At 60.1% G+C, this 18,971-nt stretch carries 21 protein-coding genes; 11 read left to right on the forward strand and 10 right to left on the reverse strand.

What is annotated here, in order from left to right; all coding sequences use genetic code 11:
- Nucleotides 1–32 precede the first annotated feature (32 nt).
- Entirely contained in the window at nucleotides 33–164 is a 132-nt protein-coding gene (locus tag O2N64_RS06840; protein WP_271079528.1) for a hypothetical protein, read from the reverse strand.
- A gap of 296 nt (nucleotides 165–460) precedes the next feature.
- Here O2N64_RS06840 and O2N64_RS06845 point away from each other — a divergent pair, with 296 nt between their 5' ends.
- The 6 genes from O2N64_RS06845 (at nucleotide 461) to O2N64_RS06870 (ending at nucleotide 6,646) form a co-directional block, all read left to right on the forward strand.
- Complete coding sequence (locus O2N64_RS06845; protein WP_271079529.1) at nucleotides 461–2,362, forward strand: asparagine synthase-related protein; 1,902 nt, start codon at nucleotides 461–463, stop codon at nucleotides 2,360–2,362.
- Entirely contained in the window at nucleotides 2,359–3,276 is a 918-nt protein-coding gene (locus tag O2N64_RS06850; protein WP_271079530.1) for a hypothetical protein, read from the forward strand. The genes O2N64_RS06845 and O2N64_RS06850 overlap by 4 nt, the downstream gene beginning before the upstream one ends.
- Nucleotides 3,273–4,115 carry a sulfotransferase domain-containing protein gene (locus O2N64_RS06855; protein ID WP_271079531.1) on the forward strand — a complete coding sequence of 281 codons (843 nt, stop codon included), beginning with the start codon at nucleotides 3,273–3,275 and terminating at the stop codon, nucleotides 4,113–4,115. The genes O2N64_RS06850 and O2N64_RS06855 overlap by 4 nt, the downstream gene beginning before the upstream one ends.
- Before the next feature lie 86 nt (nucleotides 4,116–4,201).
- Complete coding sequence (locus tag O2N64_RS06860) at nucleotides 4,202–5,092, forward strand: LOG family protein (protein ID WP_271079532.1); 891 nt, start codon at nucleotides 4,202–4,204, stop codon at nucleotides 5,090–5,092.
- A gap of 100 nt (nucleotides 5,093–5,192) precedes the next feature.
- Nucleotides 5,193–6,272 carry a PAS domain-containing protein gene (locus tag O2N64_RS06865; protein WP_271079533.1) on the forward strand — a complete coding sequence of 360 codons (1,080 nt, stop codon included), beginning with the start codon at nucleotides 5,193–5,195 and terminating at the stop codon, nucleotides 6,270–6,272.
- An 8-nt stretch (nucleotides 6,273–6,280) separates the two neighbouring features.
- A complete protein-coding gene (locus tag O2N64_RS06870; RefSeq protein WP_271079534.1) occupies nucleotides 6,281–6,646 on the forward strand; it encodes a response regulator in 366 nt (121 codons plus the stop codon).
- A gap of 56 nt (nucleotides 6,647–6,702) precedes the next feature.
- Here O2N64_RS06870 and O2N64_RS06875 read toward each other — a convergent pair whose 3' ends face one another.
- The 4 genes from O2N64_RS06875 to glmM are packed head-to-tail and all read right to left on the reverse strand — an operon-like array spanning nucleotide 6,703 to nucleotide 9,944.
- Nucleotides 6,703–7,620, reverse strand: coding sequence for an acyl-CoA desaturase (locus O2N64_RS06875; protein WP_271079535.1), 918 nt, complete (start codon nucleotides 7,618–7,620; stop codon nucleotides 6,703–6,705).
- The gene (gene thiD / locus O2N64_RS06880; RefSeq protein ID WP_271079536.1) at nucleotides 7,617–8,372 is read right to left on the reverse strand and encodes a bifunctional hydroxymethylpyrimidine kinase/phosphomethylpyrimidine kinase; all 756 of its coding nucleotides are present in this window, start codon (nucleotides 8,370–8,372) and stop codon (nucleotides 7,617–7,619) included. The genes O2N64_RS06875 and thiD overlap by 4 nt, the downstream gene beginning before the upstream one ends.
- A 6-nt stretch (nucleotides 8,373–8,378) precedes the next feature.
- Complete coding sequence (locus O2N64_RS06885; RefSeq protein WP_271079537.1) at nucleotides 8,379–8,603, reverse strand: DUF1272 domain-containing protein; 225 nt, start codon at nucleotides 8,601–8,603, stop codon at nucleotides 8,379–8,381.
- 3 nt (nucleotides 8,604–8,606) lie between these two features.
- Entirely contained in the window at nucleotides 8,607–9,944 is a 1,338-nt protein-coding gene (gene glmM / locus O2N64_RS06890; RefSeq protein ID WP_271079538.1) for a phosphoglucosamine mutase, read from the reverse strand.
- A 185-nt stretch (nucleotides 9,945–10,129) separates the two neighbouring features.
- On the opposite strand from glmM, the gene O2N64_RS06895 reads away from it, so the two are divergent.
- Nucleotides 10,130–10,741 carry a superoxide dismutase gene (locus tag O2N64_RS06895; protein WP_271079539.1) on the forward strand — a complete coding sequence of 204 codons (612 nt, stop codon included), beginning with the start codon at nucleotides 10,130–10,132 and terminating at the stop codon, nucleotides 10,739–10,741.
- Nucleotides 10,742–10,802: 61 nt separating this feature from the next.
- Here O2N64_RS06895 and O2N64_RS06900 read toward each other — a convergent pair whose 3' ends face one another.
- The 3 genes from O2N64_RS06900 to O2N64_RS06910 are packed head-to-tail and all read right to left on the reverse strand — an operon-like array spanning nucleotide 10,803 to nucleotide 12,822.
- The gene (locus O2N64_RS06900; RefSeq protein ID WP_271079540.1) at nucleotides 10,803–11,960 is read right to left on the reverse strand and encodes an AI-2E family transporter; all 1,158 of its coding nucleotides are present in this window, start codon (nucleotides 11,958–11,960) and stop codon (nucleotides 10,803–10,805) included.
- Between the two features lie 47 nt (nucleotides 11,961–12,007).
- Entirely contained in the window at nucleotides 12,008–12,643 is a 636-nt protein-coding gene (locus O2N64_RS06905; protein WP_271079541.1) for a sigma-70 family RNA polymerase sigma factor, read from the reverse strand.
- Entirely contained in the window at nucleotides 12,640–12,822 is a 183-nt protein-coding gene (locus tag O2N64_RS06910) for a NepR family anti-sigma factor (RefSeq protein ID WP_271079542.1), read from the reverse strand. The genes O2N64_RS06905 and O2N64_RS06910 overlap by 4 nt, the downstream gene beginning before the upstream one ends.
- Nucleotides 12,823–12,985: 163 nt before the next feature.
- On the opposite strand from O2N64_RS06910, the gene O2N64_RS06915 reads away from it, so the two are divergent.
- The 4 genes from O2N64_RS06915 to O2N64_RS06930 are packed head-to-tail and all read left to right on the forward strand — an operon-like array spanning nucleotide 12,986 to nucleotide 16,791.
- A complete protein-coding gene (locus O2N64_RS06915; RefSeq protein WP_271079543.1) occupies nucleotides 12,986–14,668 on the forward strand; it encodes a CHASE domain-containing protein in 1,683 nt (560 codons plus the stop codon).
- 50 nt (nucleotides 14,669–14,718) lie between these two features.
- Entirely contained in the window at nucleotides 14,719–15,489 is a 771-nt protein-coding gene (gene modA, locus O2N64_RS06920; RefSeq protein WP_271079544.1) for a molybdate ABC transporter substrate-binding protein, read from the forward strand.
- Entirely contained in the window at nucleotides 15,486–16,175 is a 690-nt protein-coding gene (modB, locus tag O2N64_RS06925; protein ID WP_271079545.1) for a molybdate ABC transporter permease subunit, read from the forward strand. The genes modA and modB overlap by 4 nt, the downstream gene beginning before the upstream one ends.
- Nucleotides 16,165–16,791 (forward strand): ATP-binding cassette domain-containing protein, encoded by a 627-nt coding sequence (locus O2N64_RS06930; RefSeq protein WP_271079546.1) that lies wholly within the window; start codon nucleotides 16,165–16,167, stop codon nucleotides 16,789–16,791. The genes modB and O2N64_RS06930 overlap by 11 nt, the downstream gene beginning before the upstream one ends.
- A gap of 18 nt (nucleotides 16,792–16,809) precedes the next feature.
- On the opposite strand, the gene O2N64_RS06935 is transcribed toward O2N64_RS06930, so the two are convergent.
- Both O2N64_RS06935 and O2N64_RS06940 read right to left on the reverse strand, forming a co-directional pair.
- Nucleotides 16,810–17,931 (reverse strand): endo-1,4-beta-xylanase, encoded by a 1,122-nt coding sequence (locus O2N64_RS06935; protein WP_271079547.1) that lies wholly within the window; start codon nucleotides 17,929–17,931, stop codon nucleotides 16,810–16,812.
- Entirely contained in the window at nucleotides 17,924–18,964 is a 1,041-nt protein-coding gene (locus O2N64_RS06940; protein ID WP_271079548.1) for a formylglycine-generating enzyme family protein, read from the reverse strand. Before O2N64_RS06940 ends, O2N64_RS06935 begins: the two co-directional genes overlap by 8 nt.
- Nucleotides 18,965–18,971 lie beyond the last annotated feature (7 nt).

Below are 18,971 nucleotides of genomic sequence, written 5' to 3' on the forward strand. Positions count from 1 at the left end.
CTGATTGGCATTTCCGGACTATCGAGGAAGGATTAACTAGCGGTGGTGCTAAAATCCGGCGTTGTCGTACCAGCGGTGCTGGCGATATCTTCCGCATCCAGCGCAAGTTCAGTGACTTGCGGCGTGGTCCAGATATTGCCGGTCTTTTTCTTTGCTTCGCTCATTTCATGTCCCCCCAAGGGTATAATTGCCCGCTCCAAGACGTAAGGCGGAGATAAAGCCACGCCATTACGCAAAATGGATTGCCGCTCTTCTTTACCCAAGTCGCCGCAGAGTCAAGAATTGTAACATATATTTCTTGCGCCTCTTCACTCCTGTCTCGCCTGCGATATAGGTCAGCAGAGGCTGTGCTTTGCAAGTTAGTGCAATAGCTTGAGTCAGGGAGGGGTGACAATTGGGGGGAGTGGCAGGTCTTGTAATGCGGGGTGGAACGTTCGCCCGGCGCGAGGACTTGCAGCGCATGGAAAACTCCCTGCGGCTTCACGGCGCCATGCGGCAGGGCCATTGGGCCGAAAAGCGACTTGGCCTTGCGTGGAGCACGTCGGGCGAGTTTTCGCCGCAGGACGCAGCCGATCGCCAGCCGCTCACCAGCGATGAACGCTGGGCAATTTCTTTCACCGGCTATCTCGACCATCGCGGCGAATTGTGTGAACGTTTGGGCGTTTCGGGCAAGGATAGCGCGGGGCTGACAGATGCGCAGTTGGTTCTGCTGGCCTGGCAGAAATGGCGCGATCACCCACCTCGGTATTTATACGGCTCCTTCGCATTCATTATCGCGGATCGCCATGACCAGACCCTGTTTGCGGTGCGCTCGCCGATGTCTGCTCCGCCCATCGTCTACTATGGTGATGCGGAGCGTTACGTGCTGGCGAGCGCTCCCAAGGCGATTTTTGCGCTGGGCGACATCCCACGCGATCTGGACGAACAGCGGCTCGCGGATTCACTGGTGCACAATCACGCCGATAGCGAGCAGAGCTTTTACCGCGGAATCAAGTCATTGCCGCTCGGCCATATGGCGCGGGTGTCTCCCGAAGATCTGACCATAAAAAACTGCTTCGATTTCACATCGATTCCACCGATCCGCTTCGGCCGCGATGCCGACTATCTGGAGGCCGTGCAGGAACATCTCGATGCTGCCGTGGGGAGTGTTATGCGGTGCCGGAAATTGCCGGGCGCGACACTCAGCTCCGGCCTCGATTCCACCACGGTCGCCGTCACTGCGCTCGAACAGATGCAGCAGCGCGAAGACTGGGCGGCGCAGCGCCTGACGACATTTACCTCGATACCCGATCCCGAATGGGATGGGATAACTGATGCGAGCAGTGCCAGCGGTGACGAGTCCGGTCCGGTGCGCGCACTGGCCAAAATGTATCCGCAGCTCGACGCCCGCTTTGTCGATTGTGCGGGCATGAATTTCGATGCCGACCTGCATCAACTGACCGCATTGAGCGAAACACCCATTTATGCGGTGAAGAATACCCATTGGATCATCGGCATCAACCGCGCCGCGCGGGCGGCGGGGCTTGACGTTTTGTTTACTGGCGTCGGCGGCAGCACCAGCCTCACTGCGTCAGGTCGCAGCTTACCCGCCATGCAATTTCGCCAGCTGCAATTGGGTCGACTGATGTCGTCGCTTCGGGCCGTGGACAACGGCCGCGGCATGACCGCCAATTTCCTCAGCCTGGCTGTGCTTCCCAACTTGCCCGATGCCGCCATCGATGCAGTCGAAAGCTGGAAAGGCCGATCGGGTGATGCGGAATGGAAGGGGCTTTCCCCGCTCAATCCGGAATATGCCGCCGATATGCGGGTGACCGAGCGCAGGCGTGAAATGCTGCGCGATGCGAAATGGCAAGGCAAGCGCGATTTCCAGGCGAACAACCGGCTTTTGGCGACACGCGGCATGCGCGATGCCAGCCAGCCATTACGCTCTGCATTGCAGAGCCTGACCGGGATTCAGGCGCGTGACCCGCTGGCGGACCGCAAACTGTTCGAACTTTGCCTCGCCTTTCCGGCTGATCAATTCTTTCGCAATGGGCGCCCCCGCATGCTGGTGCGGCGGCTGATGAAGGACAAATTGCCGCGCGAAATTCTTAACGCACCCAAAGGGCGGCAGTCTGCGGACTGGCATCTGCGCCTGACGCGGGACCTGCCCAATCTCTCGCAGGAGATTGATCGTCTCGCCGATGATGATGAAATGGCACGGCGGTTCGATATTCCGCGTATCCAGCGTCTGCTGGCGACTTGGCCGGAAAAAACGCCCATAGGCACAAAAGACCATCCCGATTACCTTGTCGCGCGGCTGGGCCTGACACGGGTTATCAACACCGCGCGCTTCATCAATTGGGTGAAAGGCAAGAATTGATCTCCACCGTACCCTTCACCGCCACCGCCGATCTCGATCTCGGCAATCGCATCACACCTTATCTGGTGGAGGCGAGTGCCGACGTCGATATCCGTGAAGGGATCGTGCCGGAGAGGCTGCCTGAGGCACATCTGCATGAGCCTGCCTATGACGTTGGCGATGGGGCATTCCTGCTGCGCGTGCCCAATGGCGTCCGCCTGCTCGTGGAGGACGGTTCGCGCATTACCTATCACCGAGCCGGCAATAGCGATGGTGAGATCGCGCTGTTCCTTACGGGCTCTGCCTGGGGTGCACTATGCTATCAGCGCGGGCTGCTGCCGCTACACGCCAGCGGGATTTCGCTGGATGGAAAGATCTACGCTTTCACCGGGCCTTCCGGCGCGGGCAAATCGACCATCGCGGCTGGTCTCGGCAAAGCCGGGTTCGATTTCTTTACCGATGATATCGTCATCCTCGATCCAGCGACTGCAGGCGACCAGGTGACCGCCTATGCCGGGCAGCGCGATCTCAAGCTGTGGGACGATGCAATCGCCATGACCGCATCCGACACGCTGCAACCTGTCCGCGCTGGCCATGATATCCCGAAATTCTACAGCACCCCTGCGACGGGCGACGGGCCGACAAGCGGGCCCCTTGCCAAGATGATCGTGCTGGCGCGAACGAAGGAAACCGCTGGGCAGGAACGGCTGCACGATGTGCAATTGCTCGATGGCCCGAAAAGTCTGCTGGTGCTGCGCAACAATGTCTATCGCTCTCGCTTTGCCGAGGCGATCTGGGGCCGCCAGCGATTTTTCCAGACGTTAACCCAGATGCTCGGCATGTTTGAAATCTACACCTTCCGCCGACTTTTCCTGCCTGAGCATTTCGATGACAGCATCGCCGCAATGGCGGATTGGCTGCGCGAAAATTCATGATGCGGCGGGGCATCTACTGGATCGCGTCCTATCCCAAATCGGGCAACACTTGGGTTCGCATCCTGCTTTCCAATCTCGTTGGCGATGTGGAGAACACTGACCCCTTTCAGCTTGCGCTGGTGAGCGGCATTTCGAGCGACCGCCAGCAATTTGACGAGATCGTCGGCCTGTCGTCTTCCGACCTGACGCCCGAAGAAGTCGATATCTACCGCCCGCATCTTTATGCCCGTGTCGCAGCAGACAGCGAGACGCCAGTCTTCATCAAGGTGCATGACGGCTATCACCGTAACCGGGACGATGCGCCGATCTTCCCGCCGGAATGTTCGCTTGGTGTCATCTATGTCGTGCGCGACCCGATGGATGTGGCGGTGTCCTTCAGTCATCACCAGGCGCATACCGATTATGGACCGGCGGTGCGCCAGGTGAATGCCGAGGTGGTTGCGTCCAACAGCCGGCATACGCGGCAGTTGCGCCAGCAATTGCTCGGCTGGAGCGATCACTACCGCAGCTGGCACGATCAGGACGGGATACCGGTGATGACCGTGCGCTATGAAGACCTGCTCGCCGATACGGCGGGGTGCCTGCGCCGCCTCGCCGCCTTTGCGCAAATCCCCGAAGGCGAGGATGAAGCGCGCATTCGCCATGCTGTCGAGGCGTCGAGCTTTCGCAAGCTGCAGGAAACCGAGGCGGAGAAGGGTTTTCGTGAGAAGCCTGAGAAGGCGCAGCGCTTTTTCCGCTCCGGCCGATCGGGAGAGGGGCGCGAGAAGCTGACCCCCGAACAGCAACAGGTAATCATTGCTCGCAACGGGCCGTTGATGCGCGAACTCGGCTATCTTTGACCGGTGAGCCAGCGTTTGCGCGATCGAGACTTTCCAACACTGAAAACCGCCTCTAGGGCAGAGCCCTGTCCTAAAAGGAGAACTCCGTGAGCACGGATGATGAAAAAGGGTCTTGCGACTTGAAAGACCACAAATTTTACCACGCCGATAGCGAAGCTGGCTTCGCCGATTCCATCCCGCAGTCGACGCCGCAAACGCGCCATCCGGCCTATAAGCTTGCATTCCGCGATACCGATTTCCTGCTGCGCGAAGAACTTCGCCCGGTGCGCTTCCAGCTGGAGCTGCTGAAGCCCGAAATGCTGCTGGAAGAGGCCGGCGTCGGCTCGACGCTGGTCATGTATGGCTCGGCCCGCATTCCCTCTCCGGAGGAGGCGGAAGCCAAGATCGAAGCCGCGAAGGACGGCAGCGAGTTTGAGCAGACCGTCGCTCAGCGGCTTGCGGACAAGGCGAAATATTATCAGGTCGCTCATGATCTGGCGAAAATGGCGGGCGAGAAGGCAATCATCGAAGACGGCAAGCGTCAGTTCGTTGTCTGCTCCGGCGGCGGCCCGTCGATTATGGAAGCGGCCAATCGCGGCGCGAGCGAGGCAGGCGCGGAGAGCATCGGCCTCAACATCATCCTGCCGCACGAACAGGCGCCCAACACCTACGTGACGCCCTATCTGTCGCTAAACTTCCACTATTTCGCACTGCGGAAAATGCACTTCCTGATGCGCGCCCGCGCGGTGGCTGTCTTCCCCGGCGGCTTCGGAACATTCGACGAATTCTTCGAACTTCTCACGCTGGTGCAGACAGGCAAGATGAAGCCCATTCCGATCCTGCTGTTCGGCAAGGACTTCTGGACCCGCGTGGTCAATTTTGAAGCGATCGCCGAAGAGGGCACGATCTCGAAGAAAGATCTCGACCTCATCACCTGGTGCGAGACCGCCGAAGAAGGCTGGGACGCGATCGCGAAGTTTTACGATCTGGAGAGGTAAGGGGAACGAGTGGTTCCCTTGCAGCGTTAAAAGCCTTTCCGGGCGACCGATCCGTTCCATTTCGGATGAACGCCCACTCGTTCAGGGAGTGTGCCAGTTCATGGCCGATGACGATCCACCTTCCGGCCGGCTCAAATCTTCCGGTCAGGCTCACCGCGCCATCGTGCGCGGAGATGCGAATTTCGATGGCTTCAAGGGTGCGAGCGGCCTGCTTTTCGAGCAGGCCATGGCACAGACGCGCATGGCCGTCTGCCTGACAGATCCCAGCCTGCCCGATGATCCGATCGTCTTTTGCAATGAGGCCTTCCAGCAATTGACCGGGTACCGCCGTGACGAGATCGTCGGGCGAAACTGCCGCTTCCTGCAAGGACCGGATACCGACCAGGCGCAGGTTGCAAAGATCCGCGATGCGATCCGCAGCGAAGAGGTCGTCGTTGTCGAAATCCTCAATTATCGCAAGGACGGGACGCGGTTCTGGAACACGCTCCACCTCGGCCCGATCTATGATGAAGAGGGTAACCTAAAGTATTTCTTCGGCAGCCAGTGGGATGTGACTGATATTCACCTCTCGCGTGCGGAAGAACGGCATGCAAAGGCCATGGCGCGCGAAGTTTCGCACCGCCTCAAAAACGTCTTCGCGGTTATCGGCGGCATTGTGAACATTACCGGTCGTTCGATGGACGCGAAGGATGTGGCCGCGAAGATCAATGAGCGGGTGCAGGCCTTGGGCCGCTCGTACGAACCGACGCTGGATGAGGCCGTGCTCGGCACGATCCATGTCGGGCAGGCCATCCGCTCGGTGCTTTCGCCCTATGATCCCGAAGGCGACCGCATCCATTTCGATGGCAATGGCGTGCGAACGGAGCCGAATGCGATTTCGGCCATCGGCCTGACACTGCACGAACTTGCGACCAATGCGACCAAATATGGCGCATTGTCGAATGATACGGGGCAAGTGACAATTTCATGGCAGCATGACCGCGACCGGCTTGGCCGCTCGGCACTGCAAATCGACTGGCGCGAAAGCGGAGGCCCTCCGATCGATGGAGAGCCAGGCACCGGCGGTACAGGATTCAAGATCTCCGAGACACTGTTGCAGCATTCGCGCGGGATACTCGAGCGCAACTGGAACCGCGACGGGCTGCACGCCCGGATCACAATTCCTCTTCAGGGTGGATAATCTTACAAATGAAAAAATTTCTTGTGCTCGAAGATGAGCCATTCATTGCGATGGATCTGGTCCATGCGTTCGAGGATGCTGGGTTCAGTTCGGTTTCCGCAGTCGACAATGACGAGGCTGCGGCTTTGATCGAGAAAAATGACCTGTCAGGGGCGGTCCTCGATGTGTCGCTTGGCGGTGGGAAAACGTGTGAGAGAACCGCAGCCATGCTGAATGACTGCGGCATCCCCTTCATCCTTCACACCGGCGATCTCGACCGTGCCGGTGAGCGTTTGCGCCGCTTCGATGTGCCGGTGGTTGCGAAGCCCCAGCCGTCCGATCTTGTGGTGAAGCGCCTGCTTTCGTTGCTCGAGGACCCTGAGAAAGTCGCGTAGACGACGGCGCAACGCGCATAGTCTGCGCACATCTCGACATGGGCGAACAGCCAAGGTCAGTCGAAAACTTTGCCTTCAACATGGTGCGAGCGTTCGAACAGGTCGCCTCGCTCGTTCTCCTCCCTCGGCAAGCGCACGGCAAACACCCAGCCCGCTTTCTGCAATCTCTCGATTAGCCACCATGCCGGGTCGGTTTGCCCTTTCTCCAGCCCGATTTTCGCGGATTCGGGAAAAGCGTGGTGGTTGTTGTGCCAACATTCGCCATAGGTCAGCCAGCCGAGGCCGGGCAGGTTCGATGCCTGCACGCCTGCGCCTGTGACATGCCACCTGCCCGGGCCGGGATTGTGACAGAACCACGTGATCGTCCAATGTCCCGCCGTGCTGACAAATACGCGCGCGAATATGCCCCATAAGACAAATGGCCAGCCTCCGACCCAGAAAAGCAGTAAGGCGACCGGGATCTGCTGGAAGCGCCACGTCGCATCGAGCCAGTTAATTAACGGGTCGTCGGCGAGTTCGGGCTCGATTGTGACGATAGGTGCGCGCGCGAAGTCGAAACGATAGAACAGGTTCCATACGAGATCTTGCAGCAACGGACGGTCGTGATTGAAGAAATCGTGGCACACAGGCTGGCGCTGGGCCCAGTCACGCGTATCGTGAATGCGGATGATACCGAACGGCCCCGCTACGCCGACAATCGTGCCGACATAAATTAGCAATCGGCGCAGCCAAGTTTTTGCCTTAAAAGAGCGATGGATCATCATGCGGTGCATGCCCACGCTATGGCCGATGAGGAGTGTGGCATAGGTAAGCGCGACGAACAGCACGACCGCGCCGAGTGTCACGTGGAAAAGGGCAGCGAGCGTGCCTGCAAGCATCGTGCCGTTCCACAGTACTTTAGACCAATCGAGGACAGCCCTGCCGGTGCAGCAATCGGCTTGCTCGCCATTCACGCGGATGACGGGCTCCATCATAAGTGCACAGCATGATGCCCGAGCGGGCCGTTCCCTTGGCCGAAACCCGGCGCGTTCATCAGTGCCTCGCGCACGAAGCGGCGGCCTTGCGCGACTGCTTCCTCTAGCAGCAGGCCTTTGGCGAGGTGCGTGGCAATCGCGCTCGACAGCGTGCAGCCGGTGCCGTGGGTGTGCTTGGTAACGATGCGTGCCTCGCTCCACACCACATCTTCTACGCCGGGGCGCACGAGGCGGTCTTCAACCATCGGTCCATCGGCATCGCCGCCCTTGGCGAGATAGATAACGCCGCGTTTAGACATGCCCGCAGCGCCGCCCAGCGCTTCGAGTTCGGGCACATTGGGCGTGGTCAGCGTCGCCAGATCCATAAGCCATTCGAAGACTTCTACGGTCGCATCGTCTGCCAACACGCTGCCGCTGGTGGCGACCATCACCGGATCGAAGACAATGGGGCAGGGCAGGTCTTCCAGCCGGTCTGCCACGACTTCGGCAATATCCGCGCTGCCGAGCATGCCCATCTTCACTGCATCGACCCCGATGTCCTCCATGCATGCATCCATTTGCGCTGCGACGAAATCGGGATCGCAGGCCTCTACCGCCCGGACTCCGCGGCTGTTCTGAGCGGTAAGCGCAGTGATCGCGGTCATCGCGTAGCCGCCGAGCATGGTAATGGTCTTGATGTCCGCCTGAATGCCGGCGCCGCCCGAGCTGTCGGAGCCAGCAATGGCGAGAATACGGGGAGGGCGGACGGTCATGTCAGGTCAGCCCTTGAACTTGCGCTCTGTGCTGGCTGGATAATTGGCAAGCGCCTTGCCGCGCCGGGTCGGTCTGTCGACCAGGTCTCCGCCGCAATTGGGACAAGTGTCTTCCAGCGCGCCGGCGCACGGGGCGCAGAAGGTGCATTCGAAGCTGCAAATGAAAGCGCCCGGCAGGTCGGCGGGCGCATCGGCGCCGCAGCGTTGGCACTCGGGGCGCATTTCGAGCATTGCTCAGACCGCCTTCTTCACCGCATCGCAAATGCTGCCGACCACGCGGTGGACCTGTGCTTCGTCATCGCCTTCCGCCATCACGCGGATTAGCGGTTCGGTGCCCGATGCGCGGATGACCACGCGGCCGCTATCGCCCAGGTCCGCCTCGCCATCGGCGATCGCCTGCTTGACCTTCGCATCTTCCAGCGGGTTGGCATTCTCATATTCTACATTGGTCAGCAATTGCGGGACGGGATCGAACTGGTGCAGCAGCTCGCTCGCAGGCTTGCCGGTGCGCACCATCGCAGCGAGCACCTGCATTGCCGCAATAGTGCCATCGCCGGTCGTCGCGTGATCGAGCAGGATCATGTGCCCCGATTGCTCGCCGCCGACATTAAAGCCGCGCTTCTTCATCTCTTCGAGCACATAGCGATCGCCAACCTTGGCGCGCACCAGTTCCAGACCTTGGCTGTTGAGGAAGCGCTCCAGGCCGAGATTGGACATGACCGTGGCGACGATCCCGTCACCCTTTAGGAGGCCCTTGAGCTTCCAGCGGCTGCCGATCAGGGCCATGATCTGGTCGCCGTCGACCTTCTCGCCCTTCTCGTCAATCACGATCAGCCGGTCCGCATCGCCATCGAGCGCGATGCCGATATCCGCGCCTTCCTCGACCACTTTGGCCTTGATCGCATCGAGATGGGTGGAGCCCACACCATCGTTGATATTGGTGCCGTTGGGAGTGACGCCCATGGCCACCACTTCCGCGCCCAGTTCCCAAATGGCGGTAGGGGTCACATTGTAAGCGGCGCCATGCGCGCAATCGACGACGATCTTGAGACCGTCGAGACGCAGATCAGCAGGCAATGCGCGCTTGACCGCGTGGATGTAGCGTCCGCGGGCATCCTCGATACGGCGCGCACGGCCGATGGCATCGCCTTCTGCGAGTACCGGCTCTGCCGACATCGCAGCTTCGATCGCTTCCTCGTCCTCGTCGGAAAGCTTGAAGCCGTTGGGGCCGAACAGCTTGATGCCATTATCGGGATAGGCGTTGTGGCTGGCGCTGATCATGACGCCGAGATCGGCGCGCATCTCGCGCGTCAGCATGGCGACGGCAGGGGTGGGCAGCGGGCCGGTCATGATCACATCCATGCCCACGCTGGTGAAGCCTGCGACCAGCGCATTTTCCATCATATAGCCGGACAGGCGTGTGTCCTTGCCGATCACCACCCGGTGCTTGTGATCGCCGCGCTGGAAGTGACGGCCTGCAGCCTGGCCGACTTTCATCGCGATACTGGCATTGAGTTTCTTGCCATTGGCGCGGCCGCGAATGCCATCCGTGCCGAAATAGGTGCGTCCCATGTTTATCCTTGGAATTCGTGTGTCTGTCGTTGCCACAAGCAATGCCGGTTTGCCCGCCACTTGTCACGTGCGAAGCGGCGCAGAAGCCGCGTCGCGAGAATTCTCGCCCGATATGCAACTTGAGCGGCTCTCATGCGTTGCTAGAGCAACAGACAATTCCACTCACCAAGAAGGATCGACCAAACATGGCTTTCACACTCATGCCGCTTCCCTACGACAGCGAAGCGATTTCGCCCGCGATCACCGCTGAAACCTTCAGCTATCACCACGGCAAGCACCACAATGCCTATGTGAACAAGACCAATGATGCGATCGAAGGCACGGATCACGCCGACAAGTCGCTTGCCGAGATCATTTCTGCCTCGCGCAATTCGGACCAGGGCCTGTTCAACAATTCGGCCCAGGTCTGGAACCACGGTTTCTACTGGCATTCGCTGACGCCGAGCACGTCCGGCCCTTCCGGCGATCTTGCCGACAAGATCGATGAAAGCTTCGGCTCGCTCGATGAGCTGAAGGACAAGCTGAAGAGCAAGGGCGCAGGCCACTTTGCCAGCGGCTGGGTCTGGCTCGCGGAAAAGGGCGGCAAGCTCGAAGTCGTCGATACGCACGATGCCGATACGCTTGTCGACAGCGATTACAATCCGCTGCTCGTGATCGACCTGTGGGAGCACGCCTATTACCTCGATCACCAGAACGCCCGCCCGAGCTATCTCGATGCGGTGGTGGACAATCACCTGAACTGGGAATTCGCAGCCGACAATCTGTCTCGTGGCAGCACCTGGTCCTATCCCGCGTAATTACGCGCGAGCATACGCCAAAAGTGAAAAAGGCGCGTTCCGAAAGGAGCGCGCCTTTTTTTCAGTCGTCCTGATGCATGTCGAGGATATTGGTCGCAAAAAGCGGCTCACCAAAGATGAAGCCGATGAAATTGGGTCTGCCGAGATGGTCGACCAGCGCCGTCAGTGTAAGCAGGATCGGCACGGAGAGCAGCGCGCCTGCCACGCCCCAGATCCAGCCGAAATAGGAAAGGGCCAAAAGGATGGCGATCGGGTTCATGGTGAAACGCGCGCCAAGAACACTGGGCGTGATCACATTGGCTTCGACAGTGTGCAGCGCCAGATAGGCCGCTGCGGGGATCATCCCTACCCATAGCGATTCCGCAGAGCCGATCCCGAACAGGCTCAGCAGCACGACCATCATCAGCGGGCCGATATAGGGTATGAAATTCAACAACGCGGCGAGCCCGCCCCACATGATCGGCGCATCCATTCCCATCGCCCATGCACCGAGCGCGACGACCACTCCGACGCTCACGTTGATCAGGCCTACGGTGAGGATATAGGCTGCCACCCGGTCCTGTACCTCGCGCATGGCCCGCGCCGCTTTCAGGCTCGCGCCGACCTGTTGACGTTCCAGCAACAGGCGACGGCGCATGCGCACGCGCGCTTCGATCATGAAGAAAGCGAGCATGAAGGTGAGCAGCGTTTCGAGAAGAACCGTCGGGGTCGCCAGCGCCATCTGTTCAAGCATGGTCGGGCTGGCGAGGACAACCTGCGGTCCTTCCTCGCCGGTTAGAGCGGCGAGTTCGTCATTCAACTGGCCGATCCACGCAAAGGTGATCTGCAACTGGCTGAAATGCTCGCCGACCTGATCGAACATCGCCGGCACTTCGTCATAAAGCGAAATGGCGGGGGTGAAGACGGCGGTTAGCGCAAGGGCGAGAATGGTGAAGAAAACGAGCAGCGCCAGCAGGGACGACAGCACGTTGGGAATGCCCCAGCTCGCGAGCTTGTCCGCCAACGGCGACAGGATGATGGTGAGAATGAGCGCGGCGACCAGTGGCAAGAAGACCACCGAGCCGATCGAAAGGACGAAGGGAAGCGCGAAGAACAGGCCGATTGCGAGCAAGACAACGAGCGCTGAGATAAGCCGCAATTCCTGCGCGGCAAAAGCCATCGTCCGGCGACGCGTGGCGCCCATGCCTTCGCTGTCGCTGCTGTCACCCTCCGGATCCATTGGTCTCGCCCAAATCCCTTGCACGCACAGCGGATGCGCTGTGCGATCTATTTCGTGATGGCAGCAGTTTCCCCGCGACCGGCAGCAACTTCATCCAGCTCTTCGAGAATGGCGCGGTGCGCTGATGGATCTTCCAGCGAACGATCGGGAATGTCGCCATCCTGGATCATGCTCGACAGTGCGGCGCGGGCTCGGCCCACACGGCTCTTGATCGTGCCGACTGCGCAGCCGCAGATATTTGCGGCCTCTTCGTAGGAAAAGCCGCCAGCACCGACTAGCAGCAGAGCCTCGCGCCGTTCCGGCGGAAGGGTGAGGAGCGCACGGTGCAGATCGGAAAGATGGATTGGCTCTTCCTGACCGGCGGGAGCCGTCAGAATCCTTTCTGCCACGCCTTCATCATATTCGCCGCGGAAACGGTTTCGACGCATATCGGTGAGATAGGCATTGCGCAGGATAACGAAGGTCCAGGCGCGCATGGACGTGCCGGGCTCGAAGCGTTCCTGTGCAGCCCAGGCTTTCAGCAAGGCCTCCTGCACCAGATCATCGGCCATGTCGGCACGGCCGCACAGGCCGCGCGCAAAGGCACGCAGGTGCGGGACCACCTCGGTCAACTCGCGTTTGAACGCGCGTTTATCCTCGGCGCTACGCTTGGGCAGCTCGCGCTTTTGTTTCTTATCGCTCATTCGCCGTCGTTCTCATCCAGTTTGGAGAGAAGATCCTTGAAGCTATCCGGCAGCGGTTCATCAAGAACACTGTCATAAAAGCGTTTGAGGCCGGACGTCCATTCCGGTCCCATTTGCTTGGAAGCATCAGGTTTTTCGGACGATGAAGCAAGCTTCTTTTCGTCTTTTGGAGGTGTCATGAGAATCGTGTTACTTCCCGTCGGTGTGGCGCTTGATAAGCCAATCCACTCAGTATCAAGCGATATTGCGTGCGAATGGAACGGAATCCCTCGCCTCTGGTTCCCCGGTTGAGACCTTTTGTCTCGGCTCATGTAAAGTTGGCTGATCTGTTGAGGGATATTGGTGCAGCAAGCGGTTGAAAAACGCAGCAGAACCAAGCGGTGGCTCTTAGGCTATCCGCGTGCGCTGCCGCTCGCCATTTTCGGACTGATCGCTGCCATCACCATCCTCAGCGTTTTCGCGATAGAGCGCGGAGAGGCTGAAAGCGATGCCGCCCAGTTGAACGCCAGAGCAACGGCAATTTCCTCAGCCTTGGAACGGCGAGCGAACGCTAGCAGTGCCTATCTTCGCGCGGGCGCGGCCTTGCTTTCCACCATGGATGAAGTGCCGGCTGATGAATTTAGCCGCTTCGTTTCCGAATTGCGGCTGGATGCGGGTTACCGCGGCGCGGAAGGCATCGGTTGGGCGCAGACCGTTCGGCCCGGAGAGGTCGATGCTTTCAATGCGCTGATGGAAGAACAGGGTGTGGGTAACACCCAGCTGTATCCACCGCTCGAGGGTACGCAGCCCTTCGCCGTCCCCGTTACGTTTCTGCAACCCGATACGCAGCGCAATCGCCGCGCACTTGGCTTCGACATGTATTCAGAGCAAGTACGCCGCGCTGCCATGCAGGAAGCGCAGGAAAGCGCACGCCCGGTCGCCAGTGACAAGGTCGTTCTGCGTCAGGAAGGCGATGGCGAAGCACCCGGCTTTCTTATCTACATGCCGGTGTTTGAATCAGGCCCTTCCGGACGACAGCTGAAGGGTTTCATCTACAGCCCGTTCAGCGCGCAGGATTTTCTGCAGAGCGCGCTCGAGTTGGAAGACGCAGGCGTTTATGGCGTGGAGCTCTATTCGGATGATCCCGACGCGGGCCCAGCGTCCCTCTTGGCCAGCACATTCGAAGCGGAAATGCCGCGTGTACGCACGGTGCAGCATGAAGTGACAATAGCCGAAAATTCTTTTGTCCTGGTCATCAGCGAACGGCGAAGCCCTGCGCTCTCCGGCCTGTCCATGGCCACTTTGATCTTCGGCTTGCTGGTCGGCGGATTGCTGTTGCTGGTGATGCGCATTCTGACAGAGCAGGCGCAAGAGGATGAGGCGTCCTTGCGCTGGTTTGAAGAGCAGGCGAGTATCCGCAATTCGCTGACGCGTGAGCTCAACCACCGGGTCAAGAACACGCTTGCCAATGTGCTTTCGATCATCACGCTGACGCGCCGCCGTGCCGACAATGTCGAGGATTTCGCCGATGCACTCGATGGGCGGATCAGGGCGCTTTCGGCGACGCATGACCTGCTCACCCAATCCGATTGGGGTGCTACGCCGGTGCGTGCCGTGATCGATGCCGAACTGCTCCCCTATGCGCATAGCGCAGACCATCAGGTCGATCTGCAGGGGCCGGATGTTGAGCTTGCTCCCAATGACGCGCTTTCGCTCGGCCTCGCCATTCACGAACTCGCGACCAATGCCAGCAAATATGGCGCCCTGAGCCAAACGGGTGGGACAGTCACCGTGCACTGGGAGCGTGTCACCGATGACCAATTGCAGATCGAGTGGCTCGAACGTGGTGGCCCGCCTGTCAAAACAGAACGCAAGCGCGGCTTCGGCACCGATCTGATCGAGCGGATTGTGGCGCACGAATTGCGTCATCCGGTCCAGCTCGATTTCGAAAAGGCAGGCGTACGCTGTGTACTGACCATTCCGGTGCGCGAGCGTAGCGAATTCCAGATCCGCGCCGAGCGATCCGCCGCCGCATCGGGCGACTGATTGGTCGCTGCCGCTGGACGGCCATTCGGCCCCGGCTTACAGCATAAGGCGTGACGCGCTTTCCCATTCTCGCAATTGCGCTTTTATGCGCGTGGCTGAGTGCACTCACATCCTGCGCGCCATCGCGACCATCCGGCCCGGTGATCTTCGCTCCGGCGAGTATGCAGGAAGCGATGGTGGCCATCGCAAATGCATGGGAGGCGGAAGGGAACGCACGCCCGGTGCTCAACATTGCTGGCACGCCTGCGCTCGCGCGGCAGCTTGCCGAAGGTGCTCCGGCGGATGTTGTGATCACTGCAGATGCCCAGTGGATGGACTGGCTGGCAGCGCGGGATCTGTTGCGCGACGAAACGCGCGTAGATGTTGTATCAAATTCGCTTGTGCTGGTCGCTTCGGTGGCAAGAACAGTGCAGGTCACGTTTGATGATCCAGCTGCCCGAATTGCCATGGGCGATCCGGAAAGCGTTCCTGCAGGTCGCTATGCGCAGCGCGTGCTGATCCAATCGGGCGATTGGGACGAGGTCGTGCCGCGCATAGTGCCGACGGAAAATGTACGGGCCGCACTTGCCCTTGCCGAACGCGGCGAAGTCGATTTCGCCTTCGTCTACGGCAGCGACTTGCGCGAAAGGCAGAGCAGCTTGGAAATCGTCTCGCAATGGCCAGCATCGCAGGACCTGCCGATCGACTACCCGATGGCATTAGCCAGCGGTTCCAGTCATCCCGAAGCGGAGCAGCTGTCGCAATACCTTCAGTCGCGGGAAGCGGGTGCAATCTTTAGAGCGCATGGCTTCACACATTTGCCGCAGCAGGTCGCACCGTGAGCAGTGCGGAATGGGCCATTGTTCTGCTGTCTCTACGGGTCAGCCTTGTCGCAGTTCTGGTGAGCCTGCCGCTTGCCTATGCAATCGCATGGGTGCTGGCGCGGCGGCGCTTTCCCGGCGTGATTGTACTCGATGCACTCGTCCACCTGCCGCTTGTCCTCCCACCGGTAGTGACGGGGTGGATCCTGCTGATCGCCTTCGGCCGCAGCGGAGCGATCGGCGCATGGCTCTACGAGACTTTTGGCGTCACTCTGGTGTTCAGTTGGACCGGCGCTGCCCTTGCCGCCGCCGTCATGGCATTGCCGCTGATGGTCAGGGCGATGCGGCTTTCGATAGAGGCGGTGGACAGGCGGCTGGTCGGCGCAGCGCGGACCCTGGGTGCCTCGCGCTGGAAAGCTTTTCTCACCATCACCCTGCCATTGTCGATCCCGGGGATCGCGGCTGGGGCCATGTTGGGGTTCGCAAGGTCGCTGGGAGAATTCGGAGCAACGATCACCTTCGCGGCCAATATCGCAGGCGAAACCCGCACCCTGCCGCTCGCCATCTATACCGGCCTGCAGACACCCGGCGGGGAAGAGGCAGTCACAAGGCTCGCAGTCATTTCGATCGTCCTGTCGTTAGGCGCACTGCTGCTATCCGAATGGCTCGTCAGGCGCTCACAGGGAGGCCGCGCCCATGTCCTTTGATGTGAGCATCACCATCAGGCCGGGGGATCGCGATATTGCTTGCGATATACAGAGCGATGCACGCTGCACCGCACTTGTCGGCCCCTCGGGCGCAGGCAAGACCAGCGTGCTCAATGCGCTTGCCGGCCTGCTTCGTCCGCAAAGTGGTCGAATTGCAATCGGCGGGCGTGTGCTCTTCGATGCAGCAGAAAGCATCGATGTGGCACCCGAGAAACGCCACGCGGGATATGCCTTTCAGGACGCGCGCCTGTTCCCGCATCGCCGGGTCGGCGCGAACCTTTCCTACGCGCAAAAGCTCAGCCGAAGCAGGCAAGCGCCGATCACGCGCGACGATGCCGTGGCTCTGCTGGATATTGCCCCGCTGCTCGATCGGTGGCCCGCTACGCTCTCTGGCGGCGAGGTCCGCCGCGTCGCGATTGCGCGGGCCTTGCTGAGCGCGCCTGATTTTCTGCTACTCGATGAACCGCTCGCTGCCCTCGATCCTGAGCGGGTTGAGCGCCTTTCAACGCTAATCGAAAGGATTCGAGACAGGCTTGAGGTGCCGATTTTGCTGGTCAGCCATTCGCAACGCGATGTCGAACGGCTGGCCGATAAAGTGATCACCCTGCATCCGTAGGGCAAGCGGAGTGGGCCTCTATCTCTCCGGCGCATGTCCCAATGCGAGGGCGATTGCATCGCGCATGGCGGTCGGCTGTAAATCCTCATCATAGGGATGGCCGCGCATCGGGAGTCCGTCCGGACGACGACGCTCTTCAGGATATTGCGGCCGCCGCAGATAGCTGCCGCGATCGCTTATCGACCACAGCACCACTCTTTCGACATTGGTGAAGCTGAGCGTCACGTCGAGGAAATCCTTCACCTGCGCTGCGGTCGTCGCATCGCGCACCGCCGGGTCGCTCGATTCAACAAAGCGGTCGGAGCAGTCGAGTTCGGTAATGAGAACCTGCAGTCCCAGATCCCGAATCTCGGTCAGGAATTGCACCCACCCGGCTTCATCGATCGGATTGCCGACATTGCCGCCGAGATGCGCCTGAATGCCGAGGGCATCAATGGGTACATCGCGTGACAGCGCCCGCTCCAGAAGAGCGAGCACGCCATCGCGATGGTTGGGCCGCGCTTTCCAGTCCATGTAGTCATTGTAGACGAGCTGCGCTTCCGGCGCTTTGGCACGCATAATGCCGAAACCCACATCCATAACCTGTTCGCCGAAAATGCGGGTGAGTGCAGAATTGCGGATGTCGCCTTCCCAAGGGGTGATGACCTCGTTCACCGCGTCCCAGCTCTGGATGGTGGGGAAGGTGGTCACCAATTCCTCGGCGTAATTCCAGAGGTGGCGGATCAAGGCTTCGCCGCCATTGGCACCAAGCTCTTCTTCCTGCGCGTGGATCCATTCCGGAATGCGGTTATCCTGGTTCCAGATGAAGCAGTGACCGCGCATTTCCATGTCATTCGCATCGGCAAATTCGGTAATGGTCTCTGCCTCTTCGGACCGGAACACGGCTTCTCTTGGCTTCAGGTGTTTCCACTTATGTGCGTTCTCGCTGACAAGTACGGAGCATTCGCGCCGTATCAGCGCAGAAATTTCCGCATCATTGACCTCGCTGCCATCGGTGGCGGTTCCGAACCGCAGGCCCTTGCTCCGCGCAATCGCATCGAGCGAAACAAAGTTATCCGATTGGGCCAAACCCGACGCTGGAGACGCAGCCAATGCGCCCAGCGCGGCCGAGCGGCCCATGAATTGTCTTCTGTTAAGCATCTGGTCTCTCATCATAGGCCAGCCTGAAACCGACATTGCTGGTGCCCAATCCCGGATCTCTTCCCTGCCGTGAAGCGGGGCGATAGCGCTGGCAGTAATTGGGCGCGCAAAGGTACGATCCGCCTTTCATCACCCGGCTCGCCAATCCCGGATTGTATGGGTCGTAGGCCGCATTCTCGCTCGGGCCCGTCGGATTGTCATTGTCGTCCGGATCGTGGCCGGGGCGGTAGAAATCCTGTGTCACTTCCCACGCATTGCCGACCATGTCGTAAAGGCCGTTGGCGTTGGGCGCGAAGCAACCCACCGGTGCTATGCCGGCAAATCCGTCGGTCTCTTCGTTGACTACAGGAAAGGCTCCCTGCCAGCTATTCGCCGTCTCTCCATCGGGCTGCGCGGAATAGGGATCCGCCCCCGCGCTCGCCGCATATTCCCATTCGGCTTCGGTGGGCAGGCGTCCACCCGCCCAATTGGCATAAGCGACCATGTCATCCCAGGCGAGATGGACGACTGGTTGGTTTTCCTGCGCATCGGGTCCATCAGGGCCATAGGGTTTCATCCAATTTGCACCCGGCACATATTTCCACCAGTCGGTGTAGCGTGTGCTTGGCTGATCTGGCGGAGTGAAGACCGCCGATCCGGGCAGCAAGAGTTCTGGTGGGATCTGGTCTTCCGGCACGCCGAAAAGCGCTGGGTCGACCGGCTTTTCTGCGACCGTTTCATATCCGGTTGCTTCAACGAAAGCAGCGAACTGGCGGTTGGTCACTTCATGCGGATCGATCCAGAAGCCGTCGACGCGCGTTTCGCGCCGCGGGCCCTCCTCCGCATAGATATCGTCCTGCCCCATTATGAAGGTTCCGCCCGCAATCCGAATAGGTAGGTCGCCAATCGCAGCGCACTCGGCTGTGCTGGCAAAGTCGCTCGCTGCCTCAAAACCGGGCGCGTCGGAGGGCTCATCCGCGCTTTGCGAGCAAGCGGCCAAAGAGACCGCTGCAAGCAAAGGCAGAGTGAGGCGGGCGGAAACGGGGTTTGTCATGAACAGA

The organism is Aurantiacibacter sp. MUD61 (genome assembly GCF_027912455.1).
Classification (GTDB): domain Bacteria; phylum Pseudomonadota; class Alphaproteobacteria; order Sphingomonadales; family Sphingomonadaceae; genus Alteraurantiacibacter.

Bases quoted from the DNA above. Each gene is read 5' to 3' on its own strand.
- O2N64_RS06840 (WP_271079528.1), bottom strand. From the start codon at position 164: ATGAGCGAAGCAAAGAAAAAGACCGGCAATATCTGGACCACGCCGCAA.
- O2N64_RS06845 (WP_271079529.1), top strand. From the start codon at position 461: ATGGAAAACTCCCTGCGGCTTCACGGCGCCATGCGGCAGGGCCATTGG.
- O2N64_RS06855 (WP_271079531.1), top strand. From the start codon at position 3,273: ATGATGCGGCGGGGCATCTACTGGATCGCGTCCTATCCCAAATCGGGC.
- O2N64_RS06865 (WP_271079533.1), top strand. From the start codon at position 5,193: ATGGCCGATGACGATCCACCTTCCGGCCGGCTCAAATCTTCCGGTCAG.
- O2N64_RS06870 (WP_271079534.1), top strand. From the start codon at position 6,281: ATGAAAAAATTTCTTGTGCTCGAAGATGAGCCATTCATTGCGATGGAT.
- O2N64_RS06875 (WP_271079535.1), bottom strand. From the start codon at position 7,620: ATGATGGAGCCCGTCATCCGCGTGAATGGCGAGCAAGCCGATTGCTGC.
- thiD (WP_271079536.1), bottom strand. From the start codon at position 8,372: ATGACCGTCCGCCCTCCCCGTATTCTCGCCATTGCTGGCTCCGACAGC.
- O2N64_RS06885 (WP_271079537.1), bottom strand. From the start codon at position 8,603: ATGCTCGAAATGCGCCCCGAGTGCCAACGCTGCGGCGCCGATGCGCCC.
- glmM (WP_271079538.1), bottom strand. From the start codon at position 9,944: ATGGGACGCACCTATTTCGGCACGGATGGCATTCGCGGCCGCGCCAAT.
- O2N64_RS06895 (WP_271079539.1), top strand. From the start codon at position 10,130: ATGGCTTTCACACTCATGCCGCTTCCCTACGACAGCGAAGCGATTTCG.
- O2N64_RS06900 (WP_271079540.1), bottom strand. From the start codon at position 11,960: ATGGATCCGGAGGGTGACAGCAGCGACAGCGAAGGCATGGGCGCCACG.
- O2N64_RS06905 (WP_271079541.1), bottom strand. From the start codon at position 12,643: ATGAGCGATAAGAAACAAAAGCGCGAGCTGCCCAAGCGTAGCGCCGAG.
- O2N64_RS06910 (WP_271079542.1), bottom strand. From the start codon at position 12,822: ATGACACCTCCAAAAGACGAAAAGAAGCTTGCTTCATCGTCCGAAAAA.
- O2N64_RS06930 (WP_271079546.1), top strand. From the start codon at position 16,165: ATGTCCTTTGATGTGAGCATCACCATCAGGCCGGGGGATCGCGATATT.
- O2N64_RS06935 (WP_271079547.1), bottom strand. From the start codon at position 17,931: ATGCTTAACAGAAGACAATTCATGGGCCGCTCGGCCGCGCTGGGCGCA.
- O2N64_RS06940 (WP_271079548.1), bottom strand. From the start codon at position 18,964: ATGACAAACCCCGTTTCCGCCCGCCTCACTCTGCCTTTGCTTGCAGCG.